This window comes from Agrobacterium sp. DE0009, assembly GCF_007680755.1.
Taxonomy (GTDB): domain Bacteria; phylum Pseudomonadota; class Alphaproteobacteria; order Rhizobiales; family Rhizobiaceae; genus Agrobacterium; species Agrobacterium tumefaciens_B.
Window position 1 is genome coordinate 825,729 of sequence record NZ_VEIU01000001.1, and the last position, 17,515, is coordinate 843,243.

At 59.3% G+C, this 17,515-nt stretch carries 16 protein-coding genes; 6 read left to right on the forward strand and 10 right to left on the reverse strand.

The features are described from left to right. Positions 1-4: 4 nt before the first annotated feature. The gene (locus FS804_RS04180; protein ID WP_144576320.1) at positions 5-1,498 is read right to left on the reverse strand and encodes a leucyl aminopeptidase; all 1,494 of its coding nucleotides are present in this window, start codon (positions 1,496-1,498) and stop codon (positions 5-7) included. 298 nt (positions 1,499-1,796) lie between these two features. On the opposite strand from FS804_RS04180, the gene FS804_RS04185 reads away from it, so the two are divergent. From FS804_RS04185 to rsmA, 6 genes are all read left to right on the forward strand, one after another. After that, complete coding sequence (locus tag FS804_RS04185; RefSeq protein ID WP_063951083.1) at positions 1,797-2,966, forward strand: LptF/LptG family permease; 1,170 nt, start codon at positions 1,797-1,799, stop codon at positions 2,964-2,966. Beyond that, entirely contained in the window at positions 2,963-4,051 is a 1,089-nt protein-coding gene (gene lptG / locus FS804_RS04190; protein WP_063951082.1) for an LPS export ABC transporter permease LptG, read from the forward strand. Before FS804_RS04185 ends, lptG begins: the two co-directional genes overlap by 4 nt. Then, the gene (locus FS804_RS04195; RefSeq protein ID WP_063951081.1) at positions 4,051-6,432 is read left to right on the forward strand and encodes an LPS-assembly protein LptD; all 2,382 of its coding nucleotides are present in this window, start codon (positions 4,051-4,053) and stop codon (positions 6,430-6,432) included. The genes lptG and FS804_RS04195 overlap by 1 nt, the downstream gene beginning before the upstream one ends. A gap of 293 nt (positions 6,433-6,725) precedes the next feature. After that, positions 6,726-7,673, forward strand: a complete 948-nt coding sequence (locus FS804_RS04200) for a SurA N-terminal domain-containing protein (RefSeq protein ID WP_063951080.1) — start codon at positions 6,726-6,728, stop codon at positions 7,671-7,673. A gap of 26 nt (positions 7,674-7,699) precedes the next feature. Next, positions 7,700-8,722, forward strand: coding sequence for a 4-hydroxythreonine-4-phosphate dehydrogenase PdxA (gene pdxA / locus FS804_RS04205; protein WP_144574960.1), 1,023 nt, complete (start codon positions 7,700-7,702; stop codon positions 8,720-8,722). Then, positions 8,722-9,552: a 16S rRNA (adenine(1518)-N(6)/adenine(1519)-N(6))-dimethyltransferase RsmA gene (gene rsmA, locus FS804_RS04210; protein WP_144574963.1), complete on the forward strand. Its 831-nt coding sequence runs from the start codon at positions 8,722-8,724 to the stop codon at positions 9,550-9,552. Before pdxA ends, rsmA begins: the two co-directional genes overlap by 1 nt. Positions 9,553-9,566: 14 nt before the next feature. Here rsmA and FS804_RS04215 read toward each other — a convergent pair whose 3' ends face one another. The 9 genes from FS804_RS04215 to fabD form a co-directional block, all read right to left on the reverse strand. Next, positions 9,567-9,965, reverse strand: coding sequence for a type II toxin-antitoxin system VapC family toxin (locus tag FS804_RS04215; RefSeq protein ID WP_144574966.1), 399 nt, complete (start codon positions 9,963-9,965; stop codon positions 9,567-9,569). Next, positions 9,965-10,198, reverse strand: coding sequence for a type II toxin-antitoxin system VapB family antitoxin (vapB, locus tag FS804_RS04220; protein WP_144574969.1), 234 nt, complete (start codon positions 10,196-10,198; stop codon positions 9,965-9,967). Before vapB ends, FS804_RS04215 begins: the two co-directional genes overlap by 1 nt. Positions 10,199-10,323: 125 nt before the next feature. After that, positions 10,324-10,986 carry a guanylate kinase gene (gmk, locus tag FS804_RS04225; RefSeq protein ID WP_144574973.1) on the reverse strand — a complete coding sequence of 221 codons (663 nt, stop codon included), beginning with the start codon at positions 10,984-10,986 and terminating at the stop codon, positions 10,324-10,326. Between the two features lie 4 nt (positions 10,987-10,990). Next, a complete protein-coding gene (locus tag FS804_RS04230; RefSeq protein ID WP_063951075.1) occupies positions 10,991-11,878 on the reverse strand; it encodes a YicC/YloC family endoribonuclease in 888 nt (295 codons plus the stop codon). Positions 11,879-11,945: 67 nt separating this feature from the next. Next, positions 11,946-13,166 carry an endolytic transglycosylase MltG gene (gene mltG / locus FS804_RS04235; protein ID WP_144574977.1) on the reverse strand — a complete coding sequence of 407 codons (1,221 nt, stop codon included), beginning with the start codon at positions 13,164-13,166 and terminating at the stop codon, positions 11,946-11,948. 323 nt (positions 13,167-13,489) lie between these two features. Further along, positions 13,490-14,752: a beta-ketoacyl-ACP synthase II gene (gene fabF / locus FS804_RS04240; protein WP_144574980.1), complete on the reverse strand. Its 1,263-nt coding sequence runs from the start codon at positions 14,750-14,752 to the stop codon at positions 13,490-13,492. A gap of 223 nt (positions 14,753-14,975) precedes the next feature. Further along, the gene (locus FS804_RS04245) at positions 14,976-15,212 is read right to left on the reverse strand and encodes an acyl carrier protein (protein WP_003502080.1); all 237 of its coding nucleotides are present in this window, start codon (positions 15,210-15,212) and stop codon (positions 14,976-14,978) included. A gap of 347 nt (positions 15,213-15,559) precedes the next feature. Beyond that, positions 15,560-16,297 (reverse strand): 3-oxoacyl-[acyl-carrier-protein] reductase, encoded by a 738-nt coding sequence (fabG, locus tag FS804_RS04250; RefSeq protein ID WP_063951072.1) that lies wholly within the window; start codon positions 16,295-16,297, stop codon positions 15,560-15,562. Between the two features lie 84 nt (positions 16,298-16,381). Continuing rightward, on the reverse strand, positions 16,382-17,326 hold the full coding sequence (gene fabD, locus FS804_RS04255) for an ACP S-malonyltransferase (RefSeq protein WP_144574983.1): 945 nt from the start codon (positions 17,324-17,326) through the stop codon (positions 16,382-16,384). Positions 17,327-17,515 lie beyond the last annotated feature (189 nt).

The window sequence follows — 17,515 nt, forward strand, 5'->3', positions numbered from 1 at the left end:
CGTTTCAATCTTCGTAATGGGCGCGAACGAGTTCGTTCAAAAGACGTACACCGTAACCCGAGCCCCATGACTGGTTGATCTCGGTCAGCGGTGAGCCCATGGCCGTGCCGGCGATGTCGAGATGCGCCCATGGCGTGTCGCCCACGAAGCGCTTGAGGAACTGCGCGGCCGTGACGGAGCCCGCCAGGCGGCCCGAGCTGTTCTTCATGTCGGCGAATTTGGAATCGATGATCTTGTCGTAATCCTTGTGCAGCGGCATGCGCCACAGTTTTTCCGCCGTCACCTCGCCTGCCTGCGCGAGCCGGCTGGCCAATTCGTCATCATTGGAGAACAGGCCGGCCTGCAGGTTGCCGAGCGCCACGGTGATGGCGCCCGTGAGCGTCGCGAGATTGATCATGAATTTCGGGTTGAAGCGCTCCTTGGTGTACCAGAGCGCGTCTGCCAGAACCAGCCGACCCTCCGCATCCGTATTGATGATCTCGATGGTCTGGCCGGACATGGAGGTGACGATATCGCCGGGGCGCTGGGCGTTGCCGTCGGGCATGTTCTCGACAAGGCCGATGACGCCGATCACGTTTGCCTTGGCCTTGCGGGCAGCCAGCGTGTGCATCAGTCCGGTAACGGCCGCAGCACCACCCATGTCGCCCTTCATATCTTCCATATTGAGGCCGGGCTTCAGCGAAATCCCACCGGTGTCGAAAACGACGCCCTTGCCGACGAAGGCGATGGGCTCATCCTTCTTGGAGCCGCCGTTCCACTGCATCACTGCCAGCCGCGGCGGACGGGCAGACCCCTGCGCCACGCCAAGAAGCGCGTTCATACCAAGCTTTTTCAGTTCCTTTTCCCCGAGGACTTCAACCTCGACTCCAAGCTTGCGCAGCTCTTCAGCCTTCTCGGCAAATTCGACAGGTCCGAGAACGTTCGGCGGCAGATTGACGAGATCGCGCGCGAGAATAACGCCTCCGGCGACAGCTTCCGCCGCGGCGGAGGCCTTCTCGGCCTCCTTATGAGCGGCGGTGACGATGATGACGTCGACCTTTTTCGGTGCCTTCTCGTCGTCCGACTTCTTCTTGGTCTTGTAGGCATCGAAGCTATAGGCGCGCAGCATCAGGCCAAGCGCGAAATCGCCAGCCGCCTGTCCGCCAACCTCGACGCCCGGCGCATCCAGGTAGATGACGACCTTCTCCGCCTTCTTGAAATGGGCAGCCGCAGTGCCGCCAGCGCGCAGCCAGTCGTGCGCAGCAAGCTTTGCCGGTTTGCCAAGACCGATGACAAGCAAACGGTCGGCGCTCGAGCCCTGCGGCGCGATAATATCGAGCGTCGTCATGGCCTTTGCGGAAAAACCGGCGATCTTCGCTGCCCTTTCGATCACGCTGGCCGGGTCAGCCTGCGAAGCACCGGCAACGGCCTGCCCCTCACCCGAGGCCTGCAACGCGATGGCCAATGCATTTTCCAGTGAGGCGGCGTTGGCGAAAGAAATATCGAATTTGGCGGACATGGTTTTCTGCTCTTCCTGGTCAATTTTCATGGTGCGCCGATCATGGCCTTTTCGGCCGGGGGCGCAAGCCTTGCATTCTTTAAAGCCCCACAGTCGTTAAAGGAAAGGCATTTTTGTGGAATGGGAATTCACGTCATGAAACCGACAGCTTGTTCCACAAAAAGACACAGGCGAAGGAAAAATAATCGTGCAAGACATATTTGTGAGCCTGCCGGAATAGCCAATTGCAAACGATGCGATTAGATAAGCGGAAACTCGGCGAGCGATCGCGCGAAAAAACAATGTCGAACAGGGCCGAATGAAGCTTCTCGAGAACTATATCCTGCGGCGGACAACGCAGATGTTTCTGGTCGCGCTGTTGCCGGTGCTGGCCATCATCTGGACCATCCAGGTTCTCCAGAGAATCAATCTCGTGACCGATACGGGTCAGTCGATGGGCTCCTTCATGGCGCTCGCGACGATGATCCTGCCCACGCTCATTCCCGTGGTGCTTCCTTTTGCGCTGGTCATCGGCATTACCCAGATCTTCACGACGATGAATAATGATTCCGAGCTGGCGATCATCGATGCGGCCGGTGCGCCGCGCTCGGTGATGTATCGCCCCGTTCTCATTCTCGCCGCCGTACTGAGCGCACTGTCCTTCACCATCACCAATTTCATCGAGCCGCCTGCCCGCAATTCGGCCCGCCAGATGGTCGCAGCCGCTTATGCCGACCTCCTTTCCTCGGTGATCGAGGAGAAGACCTTCCGCACCATTCAGGACGGTCTGTACGTGCAGATTGCGCAGCGCCAGGGTCGTATTCTCAAGGGCCTGTTCGTCGCTGACCGCCGCGATCCGAATTTCGATCTCATCTATTATGCCAAGGAAGGCATGATCGATGAAAGCGGCACGTCGCTGACAATGCGCGACGGCGAAGTGCAGCAAAAGACGCCCGACGGCAAGGTATCGATCGTCAAGTTCCTGTCCTATGCGTTCGATCTGTCCACCATGTCGGAAAAGCAGGATTCGGAGCCCTCACTGTCCCCTGGCGATGCCAGCCTCGGCTTCCTGCTGTCGCCAGACGAGAATAATGCCAGCTACAAGCGGTCGCCGGAAACCTTCCGAAGCGAATTGCACAAACGCCTGTCGGACTGGATGTTCGCCTTTTCCTTCGCGCTGATTTCCCTCGTCATTGCCGCCGATGCCCGCTCGCACCGCGAGGCGCGCATGCATCCGATGGTCGCGGCCCTGGTGACGGCCTTCGTGCTGCGCTGGCTCGGGTTTTACGTTACCAATCAGGTGAAGCAGAGCGTGGCGTTTATTCCATTGGTTTATGCCGTCCCCGGCCTTAGCGGTGCTGCGGCTGCCTTCGTGCTGATTACCGGCCGCAAACCGAAAATGCCGAAGGTGGTAACCGACGTGACGGGTCGTCTGCGCCGCCTCTTCTCCAGCCGTCTGGCGCGCAATTCGGGGAGCGGCAACGCATGATCTTCAATACGCTCGCCAGGTATTTCCTGAAACGATATCTCGTGACCGCCATCTGGTTCGTGATTGGCGTGTCCTCAATCATCTACCTTGCCGATTTTAGCGAGACCGCACGTCGCATGTCCGGCCTGCCCGGCTATTCCGTTCCCGCCGCCCTCGGCCTGACTGCGCTTCGGCTGCCATTGATCCTGCAGCAGACGATACCCTTCATTGCGCTTTTCGTCGGCATGACGACGCTCATCTCGCTCAACCGGCGTTACGAACTGGTGGTGACGCGCGCCGCTGGCATTTCCGCCTGGCAATTCATCCTGCCCTTCGTGCTTGGCGCCATATTCATCGGCATTCTCTCGGTGCTCGTTCTTAACCCGATCGCCGCCTGGGGCCAGAACAAGTCGCTGGCAATGGAAGCCGGGCTGCGCAACGAGCAGGGCGGCGGGCGACAACAGCAGATCATTCCCTGGATGCGTCAGTCGAGCGGCGGCAAGGATACGATCATCGGCGCCAAGAGCTTCGAGGACAACGGAACGCTGCTTCTCGACGTGGTTCTTATCGACCTCGACAAGGACGGCAACATCGTCTCACGGAAGGATGCGAAGTCCGCTAAATTAGAAGATGGTTACTGGCTTCTTAACGGGGTTTCGGAAACCCGCGCGGGACATGTGCCAGTTCGGCAAGACAGCATGCAGATCAGTACCAATCTGAGACAGGAATTCGTCCAGGAGCGCATGACGCAGACGGAAACCGTTGCTTTCTTTGATCTTTCTCACAAGATCGAAGTCGCAAAGTCCTTTGGACTATCTTCAAAGGCGCTTGAGACGCAGTATCATTTCCTGCTATCGACGCCCCTGCTTCTGGTTGCGATGACCTTGATCGCCGCGACCGTTTCATTAAAGTTCAGCCGCTTCGCCCAGTCGCGCTCCGTGATTCTGGGTGGAATCGTTTCCGGCTTCGTGCTTTATGTAGTAACCGTGCTCGTAAGGGCATTCGGGAGTGGTGGCGTTGTCCCTCCCACCGTCGCGGTCTGGGTTCCAGTCGTCGTGGCGTTGGCATTGGGGGCAACTATTCTGCTTCATCAGGAGGACGGCTAGTGGCGGTAATTGACCGCGGGAATATCAGGCGGCTTTGGACGGCCCTTCTGACAGGTGCCGCTGTGTGCGCGTATTTGGCATCCAGCCCGGTCGCTTTCGGCCAGGATGGATTGCTCGCGTCGGCAAGCCAAGACGATTCGAAACTCCTGCTTACAGCAAATGAACTGACCTATAATCGTGATTCCCAGCGCGTCATCGCGAAGGGCGTCGTGCAGATGAAATATTCGGGCTACCGCATGGTTGCCCAGCAGGTCGAGTATAACCAGCAGACAGGCCGCGTGATTGCCCATGGCAACATCGAGCTGGTCGAGCCGGGCGGCAACAAGATCTATGCCGACGAGATGGACGTGACCGACGACTTCGGTCAGGGCTTCGTCAATGCGTTGCGCGTCGAGACCACGGACAACACCCGCATTGCCGGTGAGAGCGCCGAGCGTCTCGAAGGCGATGTCATGGTGCTGAACAATGGCGTCTACACCGCCTGTCTGCCCTGCGCGCAGCGCCCCGAAAAGGCGCCGCTGTGGCAGGTGAAGGCCGAGCGCGTCATTCAGGACGGCAAGACCCACACGGTGCGGCTGGAAAAGGCCCGCCTGCAGCTCTTCGGCCATTCGATTGCCTATGTGCCGTTCCTGACCGTTCCGGACAACACGGTGAAGCGGAAGTCCGGTTTCCTGTTTCCGCAGATGAGCATGACGAACAAGCTCGGCTTCGGTTTCGGCGTGCCCTATTTCCAGGTTCTCTCCGACACCTCCGACGTGACGATCACGCCGACCTACTATACCAAGCAGGGACTGCTGCTGCAGGCCGAGCTGCGCCAGCGCTTCGAGACCGGCATGCACACGCTGACGATTGCCGGCATCAGCCAGCAGTCTTCGGAAACCTTCATCGCCGGCACCAGCGACGCGCTGAACGATCAGCGTGGCATGGTTGCGAGCAAGGCCGACTTCAGCATCAATCCGCGCTGGGCCTTCGGCTGGGACGCGATGGTCCAGTCCGATAACAACTTCTCGCGGACATACAGCCTGAAGGGCTACAAGAACGACGTCCAGACCAACCAGATTTATCTGAGTGGAACCAGCGAGCGTAACAGTTTCGACGCACGCGGTTACTATTTCAACGTTCAGGACACCGATAATTCCGAGTTGAAGGAGCGCAAGCAGGCGATCGTTCACCCGGCTGTCGATTATCGTTACTTCCTGCCGGATCCGGTCTATGGCGGCGAACTGTCGCTGACGACCAACTTCACGAGCATCAGCCGGTCGACGCAGGATTCCTACGCGATGGGCGGCTACCCGCGCTTCAACGGCCTGGAAGGTTCCTACACGCGCTGGACCACTGAAGCAGAGTGGAAGCGCACCATCACCATGGATAGCGGCCTGCAGATCACGCCGATCTTCGCGGCGCGCGGCGATGCGCTGTGGACTGACATGACGGCGGCAAGCTTTACCTCTGGTGGCACCTCCTACGCCTATGAAGGCACGATCCATGATGATGCGGCGTTGCGCGGCATGGTCACCGGTGGTCTCGAAGTGCGTTATCCCTGGCTGTTCACGGCGCTCAACAGCAGCCACGTGATCGAGCCGATCGCGCAGATTTTCGTGCGTCCGAACGAACAATATGCCGGCCGTCTTCCGAACGAAGATTCGCAGGCCTTCGTGTTTGACGCTACCAACCTGTTTGAACGCGACAAGTTCTCCGGTTTCGACCGGATCGAAGGCGGCACGCGCGCCAATCTCGGCTTCCGTTACAACGGCACATTCAACAATGGTTACGGTGTTCGCGCCATTGCCGGCCAATCCTTCCATCTGGCGGGCGAAAATTCCTTCGCTTCCTACGATCTGTTGAACGTCGGCGCCGATTCCGGCCTCGAATCCGATCGTTCGGATTACGTCGCCATGGCCGCTTTCGACGCACCGATCGGGCTGTCACTGTCCTCAAGCCTGCGGCTCGACAAGGACAATTTCGAAATCAACCGGTCGGAAACGGGCATCAGCTATTCGGATCGCCGTATCAACGGCAGGCTGAGCTATACGCAGGTCAAGGCACAGCCAAAATACGGCTATAACGAAGACCGCGATATCATTCAGGCATCCGGCTCCCTGCGGATGGACGACAACTGGTCTCTGTTCGGCGCCATCAACTATGATATCAACGGCAAATTTGCCGCTGAGCGCCGGATCGGCATTGCCTATCAGGATGAGTGCACGATCCTGACCGTCAGCTATTCAGACGAAGGCAACATCAATTCCAGCCGACAGGCCGCCAATGACTGGTCGATCAATGCCCGTCTGGCCTTCCGCACGCTGGGCGACATCAGTGTCGGCTCGGCCAACGAGGACTGGAATGAGATGGATATTGGCTGGAAGCCGAACAATTACTGAAATTGACGGCGGGTCAGGCAGTATCGTGACCCGCCGTTTTCATTTTACCAGTAAAGTCACGGTTTCGCCGCAACAACAGGCCATTGTCCGCCAAAACTTGAAACCTTCAAGGTTTTTCTTTCAACGTACCAAGACATTGCCGTGGTGCGGATCGCGGTGATATATACGTCGCGAATTCGCGGTGCGGGTGCACAGGTGCAACTCTGAAATGCCGGGATGCTGCGGCTCCCGCTTCGGACGGAACAGACTGGCGGAAGAGGGCAAGGACCCTCTCCGACACAAGGGAGAAACAGATGATGAATTTCGGAAAGTCGGCTTTGCGTGGCGCTGCGTTTGCCTTTGCGATTTTCGCCGTTCCCATGGCCATTGTGCCCTCTGCCGGCCAGGCCTTCGCCGACAGCACCGTCAAGATCGTCGTCAACAAGACCCCCATCACCAATGATGACATTGCAAGGCGCGTCGCCTTCCTGAAGTTGCAGCGCCAGTCCGGCAATCTCAACGAAAAAGCGCGCGATCAACTCGTTGACGAAGCGCTGAAGCGCGAAGAAATCGCCCGCGTCAAAATGTCTGTCAGCACGCAGGATGTCGATGCCGCCTTCGCGCGGTTTGCCGCCAACAACAAGATGAAGCCGGACCAGCTGACCCAGATCCTGGCGAAGGCCGGTGTGGGCGCCGACCACTTCAAGTCTTTCATCGCCGTTCAGATGAGCTGGCCGCGCCTCGTGAATGCCCGATATGGCGCACGCGGCAAGATGTCGAACCAGGATCTGGTGACCCGCCTGAAGGAACGCGGCGAAAAGCCCGTCACGACGGAATACTTCCTGCAGCAGGTTATCTTTGTCATCCCGGAAGCCAAACGCAACGCCATTACCGGCAAACGTAAGGCCGAAGCTGAAGCATCGCGTAAGCGCTATCCCGGTTGTGACCAGGCAATAAGCTTTGCCGCAACGATGCGCGATGTCGCCATCAAGGACCTGGGCCGCATCCTTGCTCCGGAACTTCCGGAAGAATGGAAGGCGCTGGTCGAGAAGGCCAAGGAAGGCGGCACCACCGGCACGCGCGTGACCGAAAAAGGCGTCGAATATCTCGCCATCTGCAAGCAGCGTCAGGTCTCCGACGATTATGCGGCTGAAATGGTCTTCAAGGCCGAAGACCTGATGAAGGCCAAGGACGGCGAAAACCCGAACGAAAAGAAATATATGGATGAGCTGCGCAAGAAGGCGCAGATCGTCAATACCTGATATTGATACGAAATCCGGGTCTTTCCGTGACACATGCATCCCTGCCGCTTGCCCTGACACAGGGCGATCCAGCCGGTATCGGTCCCGATATCGCCATTACCGCCTGGGCGAGACGGCAGCAGAACGGCGTGCCCCCCTTCGTCTTCATCGGTGATCCCGATGTGGTGGCAAGCCGCGCGGCGCTCATCGGCGTTGAGATCAATATCGAGACCTGTGAGGCGGACAATGCCATCGAGGTGTTTGAGCGCGCCTTCCCCGTTCTTCCCCTTCCGGTGGGCTTCGAGGTACAGGCAGGGCAGCCGCATGTCGGTGCAGCCCATGCGACGATCAAGGCCATCGAAACCGCCGTCTCGCTGACGATTGAAGGCAGGACAGCCGCCGTCGTCACCAATCCGATTGCGAAATCCGTGCTTTACGAGGCAGGTTTCGGATTTCCCGGCCATACGGAGTTTCTGGCCGATCTGGCACTGCGCCAGACGGGGAAAGCGGTGACGCCGGTCATGATGATCGCGGGGCCCAAGGTTCGCGTCGTGCCTGTCACAATCCATATCCCACTCAAGGATGTGCCGACAGCGCTGACGGAGGAACTGATCGTAACCACCTGCCGCATTATCGATACCGACCTTCGGGAAAAATTCGGGATCGCCGCGCCACGTCTGGCCGTCGCCGGTCTTAATCCGCATGCGGGCGAAGATGGCGCCCTCGGCACTGAGGACCGCGATATCATCCACCCCGCGACCATCAGGCTGCGAAAGGACGGCATCGACGCCTTCGGCCCCCTGCCCGCCGACACCATGTTCCACGACGCCGCCCGCAAGCGTTATGACGTGGCGGTCTGCATGTATCACGATCAGGCGCTCATCCCCGCCAAGGCGCTCGGCTTTGACGATTCGGTCAATGTCACGCTCGGCCTGCCGTTCATTCGCACCTCGCCCGACCATGGCACTGCCTTCGGCATTGCCGGACAGGGGATTGCGAGCGAGGCGAGCCTCGTCGCGGCACTGAGGATGGCCGGTGAAATCGCTTCCCGCAGCCGGGTCGGCGCATAATGGCGGCCATCGACGGACTGCCGCCGCTGCGCGATGTCATTCAGCGCCATGGCCTCGACGCGAAGAAGTCACTCGGTCAGAACTTCCTGTTCGATCTCAACCTCACCCAGAAGATCGCCCGCACAGCCGGTCCACTCGACGGTGTGACAGTCATCGAGGTCGGTCCCGGCCCTGGCGGTCTGACGCGCGCCATTCTCTCACTCGGTGCAAAGAAGGTGATTGCCATCGAGCGCGATAGCCGCTGTCTGCCTGCCCTCGCCGAAATCGAAGCCCATTATCCCGGGCGTCTCGAGGTCATCGAGGGTGATGCACTGAAGACAGATTTCGAGAGACTTCTCCCCACGGGCGAGCCGGTGCGCATCATCGCAAACCTGCCCTATAATGTCGGCACGCAGTTGCTGGTCAACTGGTTGCTGCCGAAGCATTGGCCACCCTTCTGGCTATCCATGACGTTGATGTTCCAGAAGGAAGTGGGCCAGCGTATCGTCGCTGAAGAAGGCGACAATCACTATGGCCGCCTTGGCGTCCTCGCCGGCTGGCGCACCGTCGCCGAAATGGCCTTCGACGTCCCGCCACAGGCCTTCAGCCCCCCACCCAAGGTCACGTCGACCGTTGTGCATCTGTTACCGAAAGAAAAGCCCCTGCCCTGCGACGTCGCCAAGCTTGAAAGGGTGACAGAGGCAGCCTTCGGCCAGCGCCGCAAGATGCTGCGCCAGAGTGTCAAGAGCCTCGGCGGCGAGGCGCTGCTGGAGAAGGCCGGAATTGATCCCACACGCCGGGCGGAAACGCTGTCGGTGGAGGAATTCGTGACGCTGGCGAACGCGCTGTAATTCAGGTCTTCGAACTAGACCCAGTTTTCAACCCGTAAACCGGGCATGCGCACGAACTTGCGCATGTTGTTGGTCACCACAATCAAGCCTTCGCTACGGGCATGACCGCCAATCTGCATATCGTGAGCCCCACAGGGGGTGCCCGCTCTGGCAAGCTCTGCCCTGATCTGACCGTAATGCGAGGCGGCTTTTTCTGCAAAAGGCAGGACCTCAAGCCGAGCACAAAAGTTCTCGACAGCGTTCAGATTATCATGCCGCCGGGCCGACTTCTCCGCACCATAATAAAGTTCGCCAAGCGTGATGCTCGAAATACATAACTCGTCCGCCAAACTGTTGAATTTGTCCCGGAGATCAGGCGGGTATGTCTTCATCACATAGATACAGATGTTCGTGTCCAACATATATCGGAGCATCAGAAGGCTTCTCGCTCTTCCGACGGCGGCTCTTCACGACTGGGCAGAAAATCCTCGGTGACACGCGGACCAGTCAGAAAAAGGTCGTCCCAGCGCTTGCCATAGGGTACGATGATACGTGTCAGGCCGACTTTCAGGATTTCCACCTTATGAACGTCGTCTGGAAAAGCGACGTTCTTCGGCAGCCTGACAGCCTGACTGCGATTACTTGTAAATACAGTAGACGTGGCCATGCCTCGACCCTCGTATATCCCAATGGGATATACGTAGCCCCATTTTGTCTATCGTTCAAGGATTTCGGTCATGATTATCGTCTTCACGGGGACGATAAACCCAAGAGTCTAACCTCATTCTTCTCTCAGAGCTTCGGCTCTTCCTCAAGCAATGACCGTACGAAATCGAACATGCCGTGGCGGCGGTCGCGGCGGACGCGTTCGGCTTTCACGATGGCTTCGACGGCCTCGAAAGCCGCCTGCAGATCGTCGTTGAGGATGACGTAGTCATAGTCTCGCCAATGCTCGATTTCCGCGCGGGAATTGAGAAGCCGGGTCTTGATGACGTCTTCTGTGTCTTCGGCGCGGCGGTGCAGGCGGGACTGAAGTTCGGTCATGGTCGGCGGCAGGATGAAGATCGAGACGACGTCTGCCTTCATCTTGTCCTGCAACTGCTCGGCGCCCTGCCAGTCGATATCGAACAGCATGTCGCGGCCGGCGGCCATGGCATCTTCCACCGGCTCGCGCGGCGTGCCGTAAAAATTGCCGTGAACCTCGGCCCACTCCAGCAACTCCTCATTGTCGCGCATACGCTCGAAATCGCGCTTGGAGATGAAATTGTAGTGGATGCCTTCGATTTCACTCTGCCGGCGCGCGCGCGTCGTGACACTGACGGAAAGGCTGATGTTTTTGTCCTTTTCGAGCAGGTTGCGCGCAATCGTGGATTTGCCCGCGCCCGACGGCGAAGAGATCACCAGCATCAGCCCCCTGCGGGCAATCGTAACGGGAGAAATATTCGCCGGGGCCATGGGTTTACTCCAGATTTTGGACCTGCTCGCGGAACTGGTCGATGACCACTTTCAGTTCTATGCCTGCTGCGGTTACCGCACTGGCGTTCGATTTGGAACAGATTGTATTCGACTCACGGTTAAATTCCTGTGCAAGAAAATCGAGCTTGCGGCCGACGGGGCCGCCGATCTCCAGCAGCTCGCGGGAAGCCTGCACGTGGGAGCGCAGCCGGTCGATCTCTTCGCGCAGGTCGGCCTTCGTGGCGATCAGCGCTGCCTCGGCATGGAGGCGGTCACGGTCGAGGCCATGCATGCCGTCGCCGATCAGCGCGATCTGCTGTGCAAGTCGTGCTGCGATCTGCTCGGGCTGACGGGAAGGATCGTGTTCGATGATGTCCGCAAGCTGCTCGATGCGGTCGATATGGCCGGACAGGATTGAGAACAGCGAAGCGCCTTCCCGCTCCCGCATCTCCTTCAGCTTTTCGACGGCCAGGGCAAAGCCGTTGACTACATCCACATTGCGCGCTGCCTGCGCGTCCGCATCGTCTTCCGCCTCGCGGAAATCGACCAGGCCTCTTATCGTCAGCAACGTATCGAAACTCATCGGCTTGTCGTCAACGACACCGCCAAGCTCCTGCTTGAGCGCCAGAACGGCGGCGAGCGCATCCCGGTTGATCACGGCCTCCAGCCGGTTCTCGGCAATCGCGAGCGTCAGCCCTGCCTGAATATTGCCGCGCGAAAGATGCTCGCTTGCGATTTCACGCAAGGCCGTTTCCAGTGCTTCAAGACCGGTTGGCAGGCGCAGGCGCACATCCAGTCCCTTGCCATTCACCGAGCGCAATTCCCACGCCCAGCGGTGACGGCCAGACGTCCCCTCGCTACGTGCAAAGCCGGTCATCGATTGCAATGTCATATCTGCTAACCCCCGTCATGCCATACGAAACCGGGCCCTGTTTGTGACAAGGCCCGGGTGATGATTATCAGTTGTTTGCGGGTTTCTCCGCTTCGGCGCCGCCTGGCTGGCCATCAACGACAACATCGGGACTGGCGCCGGACGCGGCTTTCTCAGCCTCGATCTTGCGCCAGCGGCGCACATTGGCGTTGTGCTCTTCAAGCGTCTTGGCAAACACGTGACCGCCCGTGCCATCGGCAACGAAATAGAGATCGTCGGTGCGCCATGGATTGGCGACCGCCTCAAGCGCTGCCCGGCCCGGATTGGCGATCGGAGACGGCGGCAGGCCCTTGATAACATAGGTGTTGAACGGCGTCTGCTTCTGCAAATCCGACTGGTAGATCGGGCGGTCGGCCGGCTTGCCGTCACCACCGAACAGGCCGTAGATGATGGTCGGATCCGATTGCAGGCGCATGCCCTTCTTCAGCCGGTTGTAGAATACGGACGCGACATGGGCGCGCTCGTCATCCTTGCCGGTTTCCTTTTCGACGATCGAGGCAAGCGTCACAAATTCCTCAACGGTCTTGATCGGCAAATCGGGATCGCGCCGATCCCAGATCATGTCGATCAGCTTGTCCTGCGCAGCACTCATCTGATTGATGATTTCCTCGCGCTTGGTGCCGCGGGTGAAGCGGTAGGTATCCGGGCGCAGGCTGCCTTCCGGCGGCAAGGTGGCAGGAAGTTCACCATCCAGAACCTCGTCCGCGGCAAGGCGGGCAAACATCTGCTTGACCGTCAATCCCTCGGGCAGCGACACGGAATAAAGGATCGATTTGCCGGATTCGAGAAGGAGGAGAATATCCTTCATCGATGCGCCGGCCTTGATCTCATATTCGCCGGTTTTCAGCGTCTGGTCCTTCTGCAGATAGCTGCCGGCCATCAGACGGAAAACGCGCGCGTTGGAGATGATGTCGTTACGCTCCAGATTGTTGGCGATCTCGATGAGGCCCGCGCCATTGCGCACGGTGAAATGGGTGTTGGTCTCGAGCGGACCAGGCTCCTGAAACGCATTGATCATGTAATAGAAGGCCACGACAGCCAGCACACAGACGGCGACGGCAAGCGTCATCAGGAAGTTCAGGAAGATCACAAGCTGGCCGTGGGCCTTGCGCGAGCGCTTGGGCGGCGCGGGCACTTTTTCCGGCCGCAAGGCTTCCGTCGGGGATTTCGGGATGATCGGGCCGCGATTGCCTTCGGCCGAACCGTTCTGTCCGTATGGTCCCTGGCTGTTCTGGTTCGTGTCGCTCACCGTCGGTCCTTTTCAGTTCGGCGTTGTCAGCGCTTTTTGCGCAGGTAATGCGGCAAAAACAGGTTCGGAATGTCTTCCTGCACCACATGTAGAAATCGTGAAGCCAATCGCTCGGCTTCGCGATCATCGTTTCGGACAAAGCCTGTTGAGGAGGCAGCATGCGGTTGGAGATAACCGCCATCCGCCTCCTGTAAACGACTACAATATCGGCCCGAAAACCGGAACGGCTTTTGCAGGCCGCAAAAGGTTCCTCCAACGGAAGGAACGGTCCTGTCAGCACCCGGTGGGAGGGCGCGAAAGCGGCGGCGCAGCCGCCGCGATAATCAGGCTTCGTAACGGCGCAGCACGAGGGAGGCGTTGGTGCCGCCAAAGCCGAAGGAGTTCGAGAGCGCCACATTGACCTGTCGCTTGCGCGCCTTGTGCGGCACCAGGTCGATCTTGGTCTCAACATCGGGATTGTCGAGGTTGAGCGTCGGCGGAACGACGTTGTCGCGAATTGCAAGCGTTGCGAAGATCGCCTCGATTGCACCGGCGGCGCCGAGCAGATGGCCGGTGGCCGACTTGGTTGACGACATGGAGATCTTCGATGCCGATTCGCCGACAAGGCGCTCGACCGCACCAAGCTCGATCGTATCAGCCATGGTCGAGGTGCCGTGGGCGTTGATGTAGTCGATATCATCAGGCGTCAGGCCCGCCCGCTTCAGCGCCATCGACATGCAGCGATAGGCGCCTTCGCCGTCTTCGGATGGCGCCGTGATGTGATAGGCGTCACCGGAAAGGCCGTAACCGACCACTTCCGCATAAATCTTCGCGCCGCGCGCCTTGGCGTGCTCCAGCTCCTCCAGAACGACGATGCCAGCACCCTCACCCATGACGAAACCATCGCGGTCGCGGTCATAGGGGCGCGAGGCCTTTTCCGGATTGTCGTTATGCTGGGTGGAAAGTGCCTTGCAGGCGGCAAAACCGGCAAGCGCGATACGGCAAACCGGCGATTCGGCGCCGCCGGCGACCATGACGTCGGCATCGCCAAGCGCGATCAGCCGGGCAGCGTCGCCAATGGCATGAGCGCCAGTCGAGCAGGCCGTCACGACAGCGTGGTTCGGTCCGCGCAGCTTGTGGCGGATGGATACCTGGCCGGATACAAGATTGATTAGACGGCCGGGAATGAAAAAGGGTGAAATGCGGCGCGGGCCCTTGTCGCGAAGCGTATAGCCCGCCTCGACAATGCCTTCCAGACCACCGATGCCGGAGCCGATCAGAACGCCGGTCGCTATCTGGTCCTCGTCGGTTTCAGGATGCCAGTCCGCATCGGCAAGCGCCATGTCGGCGGCAGCCATGCCGTAGAGGATGAAGGGATCGATCTTGCGCTGTTCCTTCGGCTCCATCCAGTCATCGGCATTGAAGGTGCCGTTGGAACCATCGCCCACCGGAATGCGGCAGGCAATCTTTGCAGGAAGGTCTTCAACTTCGAATTCAGTCACGAGACGGGCGCCATTCTGGCCGGCAAGAAGCCGCTCCCAGGTCACTTCCGTCCCACATCCAAGAGGAGATACCATGCCGGTACCGGTGATAACGACACGCCTCATCGCCAATGCTCCGCCCTTATCCAAATCATCGGTCGCCGCAGCGATCCGGCCAGGCCATGGCCGCAGACCCCGGAACAACCGTAGAAAACGCAGGCATCAAAGCCCGCCGGTTCACGCGTCTGAAATCAACGCCGCAACGGCGTGTTTCGCCCGCACATAAAGCATTGGCCCGGACATGCCGGGCCAAGACGGGAAGATAGTTCACCTTCCCGATGAAGGTCGATCAGGCCTGGGCCTTTTCGATGAACTTGACGGCGTCGCCGACAGTCAGGATCGAGTCAGCTGCGTCGTCGGGGATCTCAACGCCGAATTCTTCTTCGAAAGCCATGACCAGTTCAACGGTGTCGAGCGAATCAGCGCCCAGATCGTCAATGAAGCTGGCGCCTTCAACAACCTTGTCGGCGTCAACGCCAAGATGATCAATTACAATTTTCTTTACGCGTTCTGCGATATCGCTCATGTCGGTTTCCTCGACCTTTATTTTGAAGGGAATGCCTCTCGGCACCCTGCCCTGTTAGAAGCCCTCGTGCGCCGTTCAAATCCGGCACCGCTGGCAAACCCGTTCAACCCGGTCCAAGCTAGACATCGTCACGCAAAACCGCAACGGCTTCCTGTCTCTCCGGGACGACTGTTCACAGTCTTGGCCCGCTTAACATGGTTTCAATCGGTCGAAAAGCCTGAAAACGCGCTAAGCACAGCGTATGACAGGCAATTTCCCCGAAAACCAGCAGCGGGGCCTTGCGGCGCAAGCCACCATAGAAGGTGCTTAAAGAGCGCCGCAATCCATTTATGACGGCCGCAAGGGCGTCAGATCATCGCCATGCCGCCGTTGACGTGCAGTGTCTGGCCGGTCATGTAGCCCGCCTCGTTGGAAGCAAGGTAAAGGACGGCCGATGCAACTTCGGCGCCGGTGCCCATGCGCTTCATGGGAATGGCGCCCATGATCGCGTCTTTCTGCTTGTCGTTCAGCTTGCCGGTCATCGCGCTTTCGATGAAGCCCGGCGCCACGCAGTTGACGGTGACGTTGCGGGTGGCGATTTCCTGCGCCAGCGACTTGGAAAAACCGATCATGCCGGCCTTGGAGGCGCAATAGTTCGCCTGGCCGGGATTGCCGGTAACACCGACGATGGAAGTGATGTTGATGATGCGACCGAAACGGCGGCGCATCATCGGATGCGTCAGTTCGCGCGTCAGGCGGAACATCGCCGTCAGGTTCACTTCGATGACATTGTCCCAGTCCTCGTCGCTCATACGCACGAAAAGGCCATCCTTGGTGATGCCGGCATTGTTGACGAGGATGTCGACGCCTTCCAGCTCGGCTTCGGCCTTTTCGCCGAGCGCCTTGACTTCAGCGCGATCGGCAAGGTTGGCCGGGAAAATCTTGACGCGATCGCCAAGTTCAGCCGCCAGCGCCTCGAGCTTTTCAACGCGCGTGCCGTGCAGGCCGACGGTTGCGCCCTGTTTGTGCAAAAGGCGGGCGATTTCTTCGCCGATGCCGCCGGTCGCGCCGGTTACGAGAGCCTTGCGGCCTGTGAGATCTAACATGTCCTATTCCTTCTTTAGAGCTTCGGACTGAAATTGGTGAGCGTTGTTGCGCCCCGAGAAGTATTGCCGCGGAGGAGTTCCGCCTCAGCTGATAAGCGTGGCGAGAAGCTGGTCGATATCGGCAGCACCGTTGACGGCGACGCCAGTCACCGTCTTGTCGATGCGGCGGGCAAGGCCCGTCAGCACCTTGCCGGAACCGATCTCATAAAGCTGTGTGACGTTGTTGGCGGCAAACCATTCCACCGTCTCGCGCCAGCGCACCTGGCCCGTTACCTGCTCGACCAGCAGGCCGGCGATCTCGTTGGCATCGGAAACGGGAGCGGCGCGCACATTGGCGATGACAGGCACGACAGGATCGTGCTTTTCAACTTTCGCCAGCGCCTCGCGCATCGCGTCTGCCGCCGGCGCCATCAGCGCGGAATGGAAGGGCGCGGAAACCGGCAGCATGATGGCGCGTTTGGCGCCCTTCTCGGATGCGATTGCCGCTGCCTTTTCGACGGCGGCCTTGCTGCCGGAAATAACCAGCTGGCCGCCGCCATTGTCGTTGGCGATCTGGCACACGCCGAGAATGCCGGCCTCGTCGCAAATGGCGGAAACGGCATCGTGCTCAAGCCCGATAATCGCAGCCATTGCGCCCTCACCCACCGGAACGGCAGCCTGCATGGCATTGCCGCGGATGCGAAGCAGACGGGCGGTATCGGCAACCGAGAAGGTGCCGGCGGCGCAGAGCGCCGAATATTCGCCGAGGGAGTGGCCCGCGACATAGGAGACCGTATCGGACAGTTTTAATCCGCGCGCCTCAAGAACGCGCATGACCGCCATGGAGACGGCCATGAGCGCCGGCTGGGCGTTGGCCGTCAGCGTCAGGGTCTCTTCCGGGCCGTTCCACATGATGTCGGAAAGCTTCTGGTCGAGCGCGTCGTCGACTTCCTGAAACACGGCGCGTGCTTCCGGATAGCTATCCGCAAGCTCCTTGCCCATGCCAACAGCCTGGCTGCCCTGACCGGGAAATGTGAATGCAATACCCATGGGATGTCGTCCTTCTTGTCTGGCCTTGCCTCTATTCTTGTCGACTTCCATTCACATTCCCGCCAGCGAAGTCAAGGCTTGAGGCTGTCTGCCGGCCTGGTGTCAGGGGTTTTGTCGTGCTGTTTTCCCCTTTCTTTTCATCATATTTTTTCTTGCACTGCGGCAAATCCCCATTACTTTCACCCCACC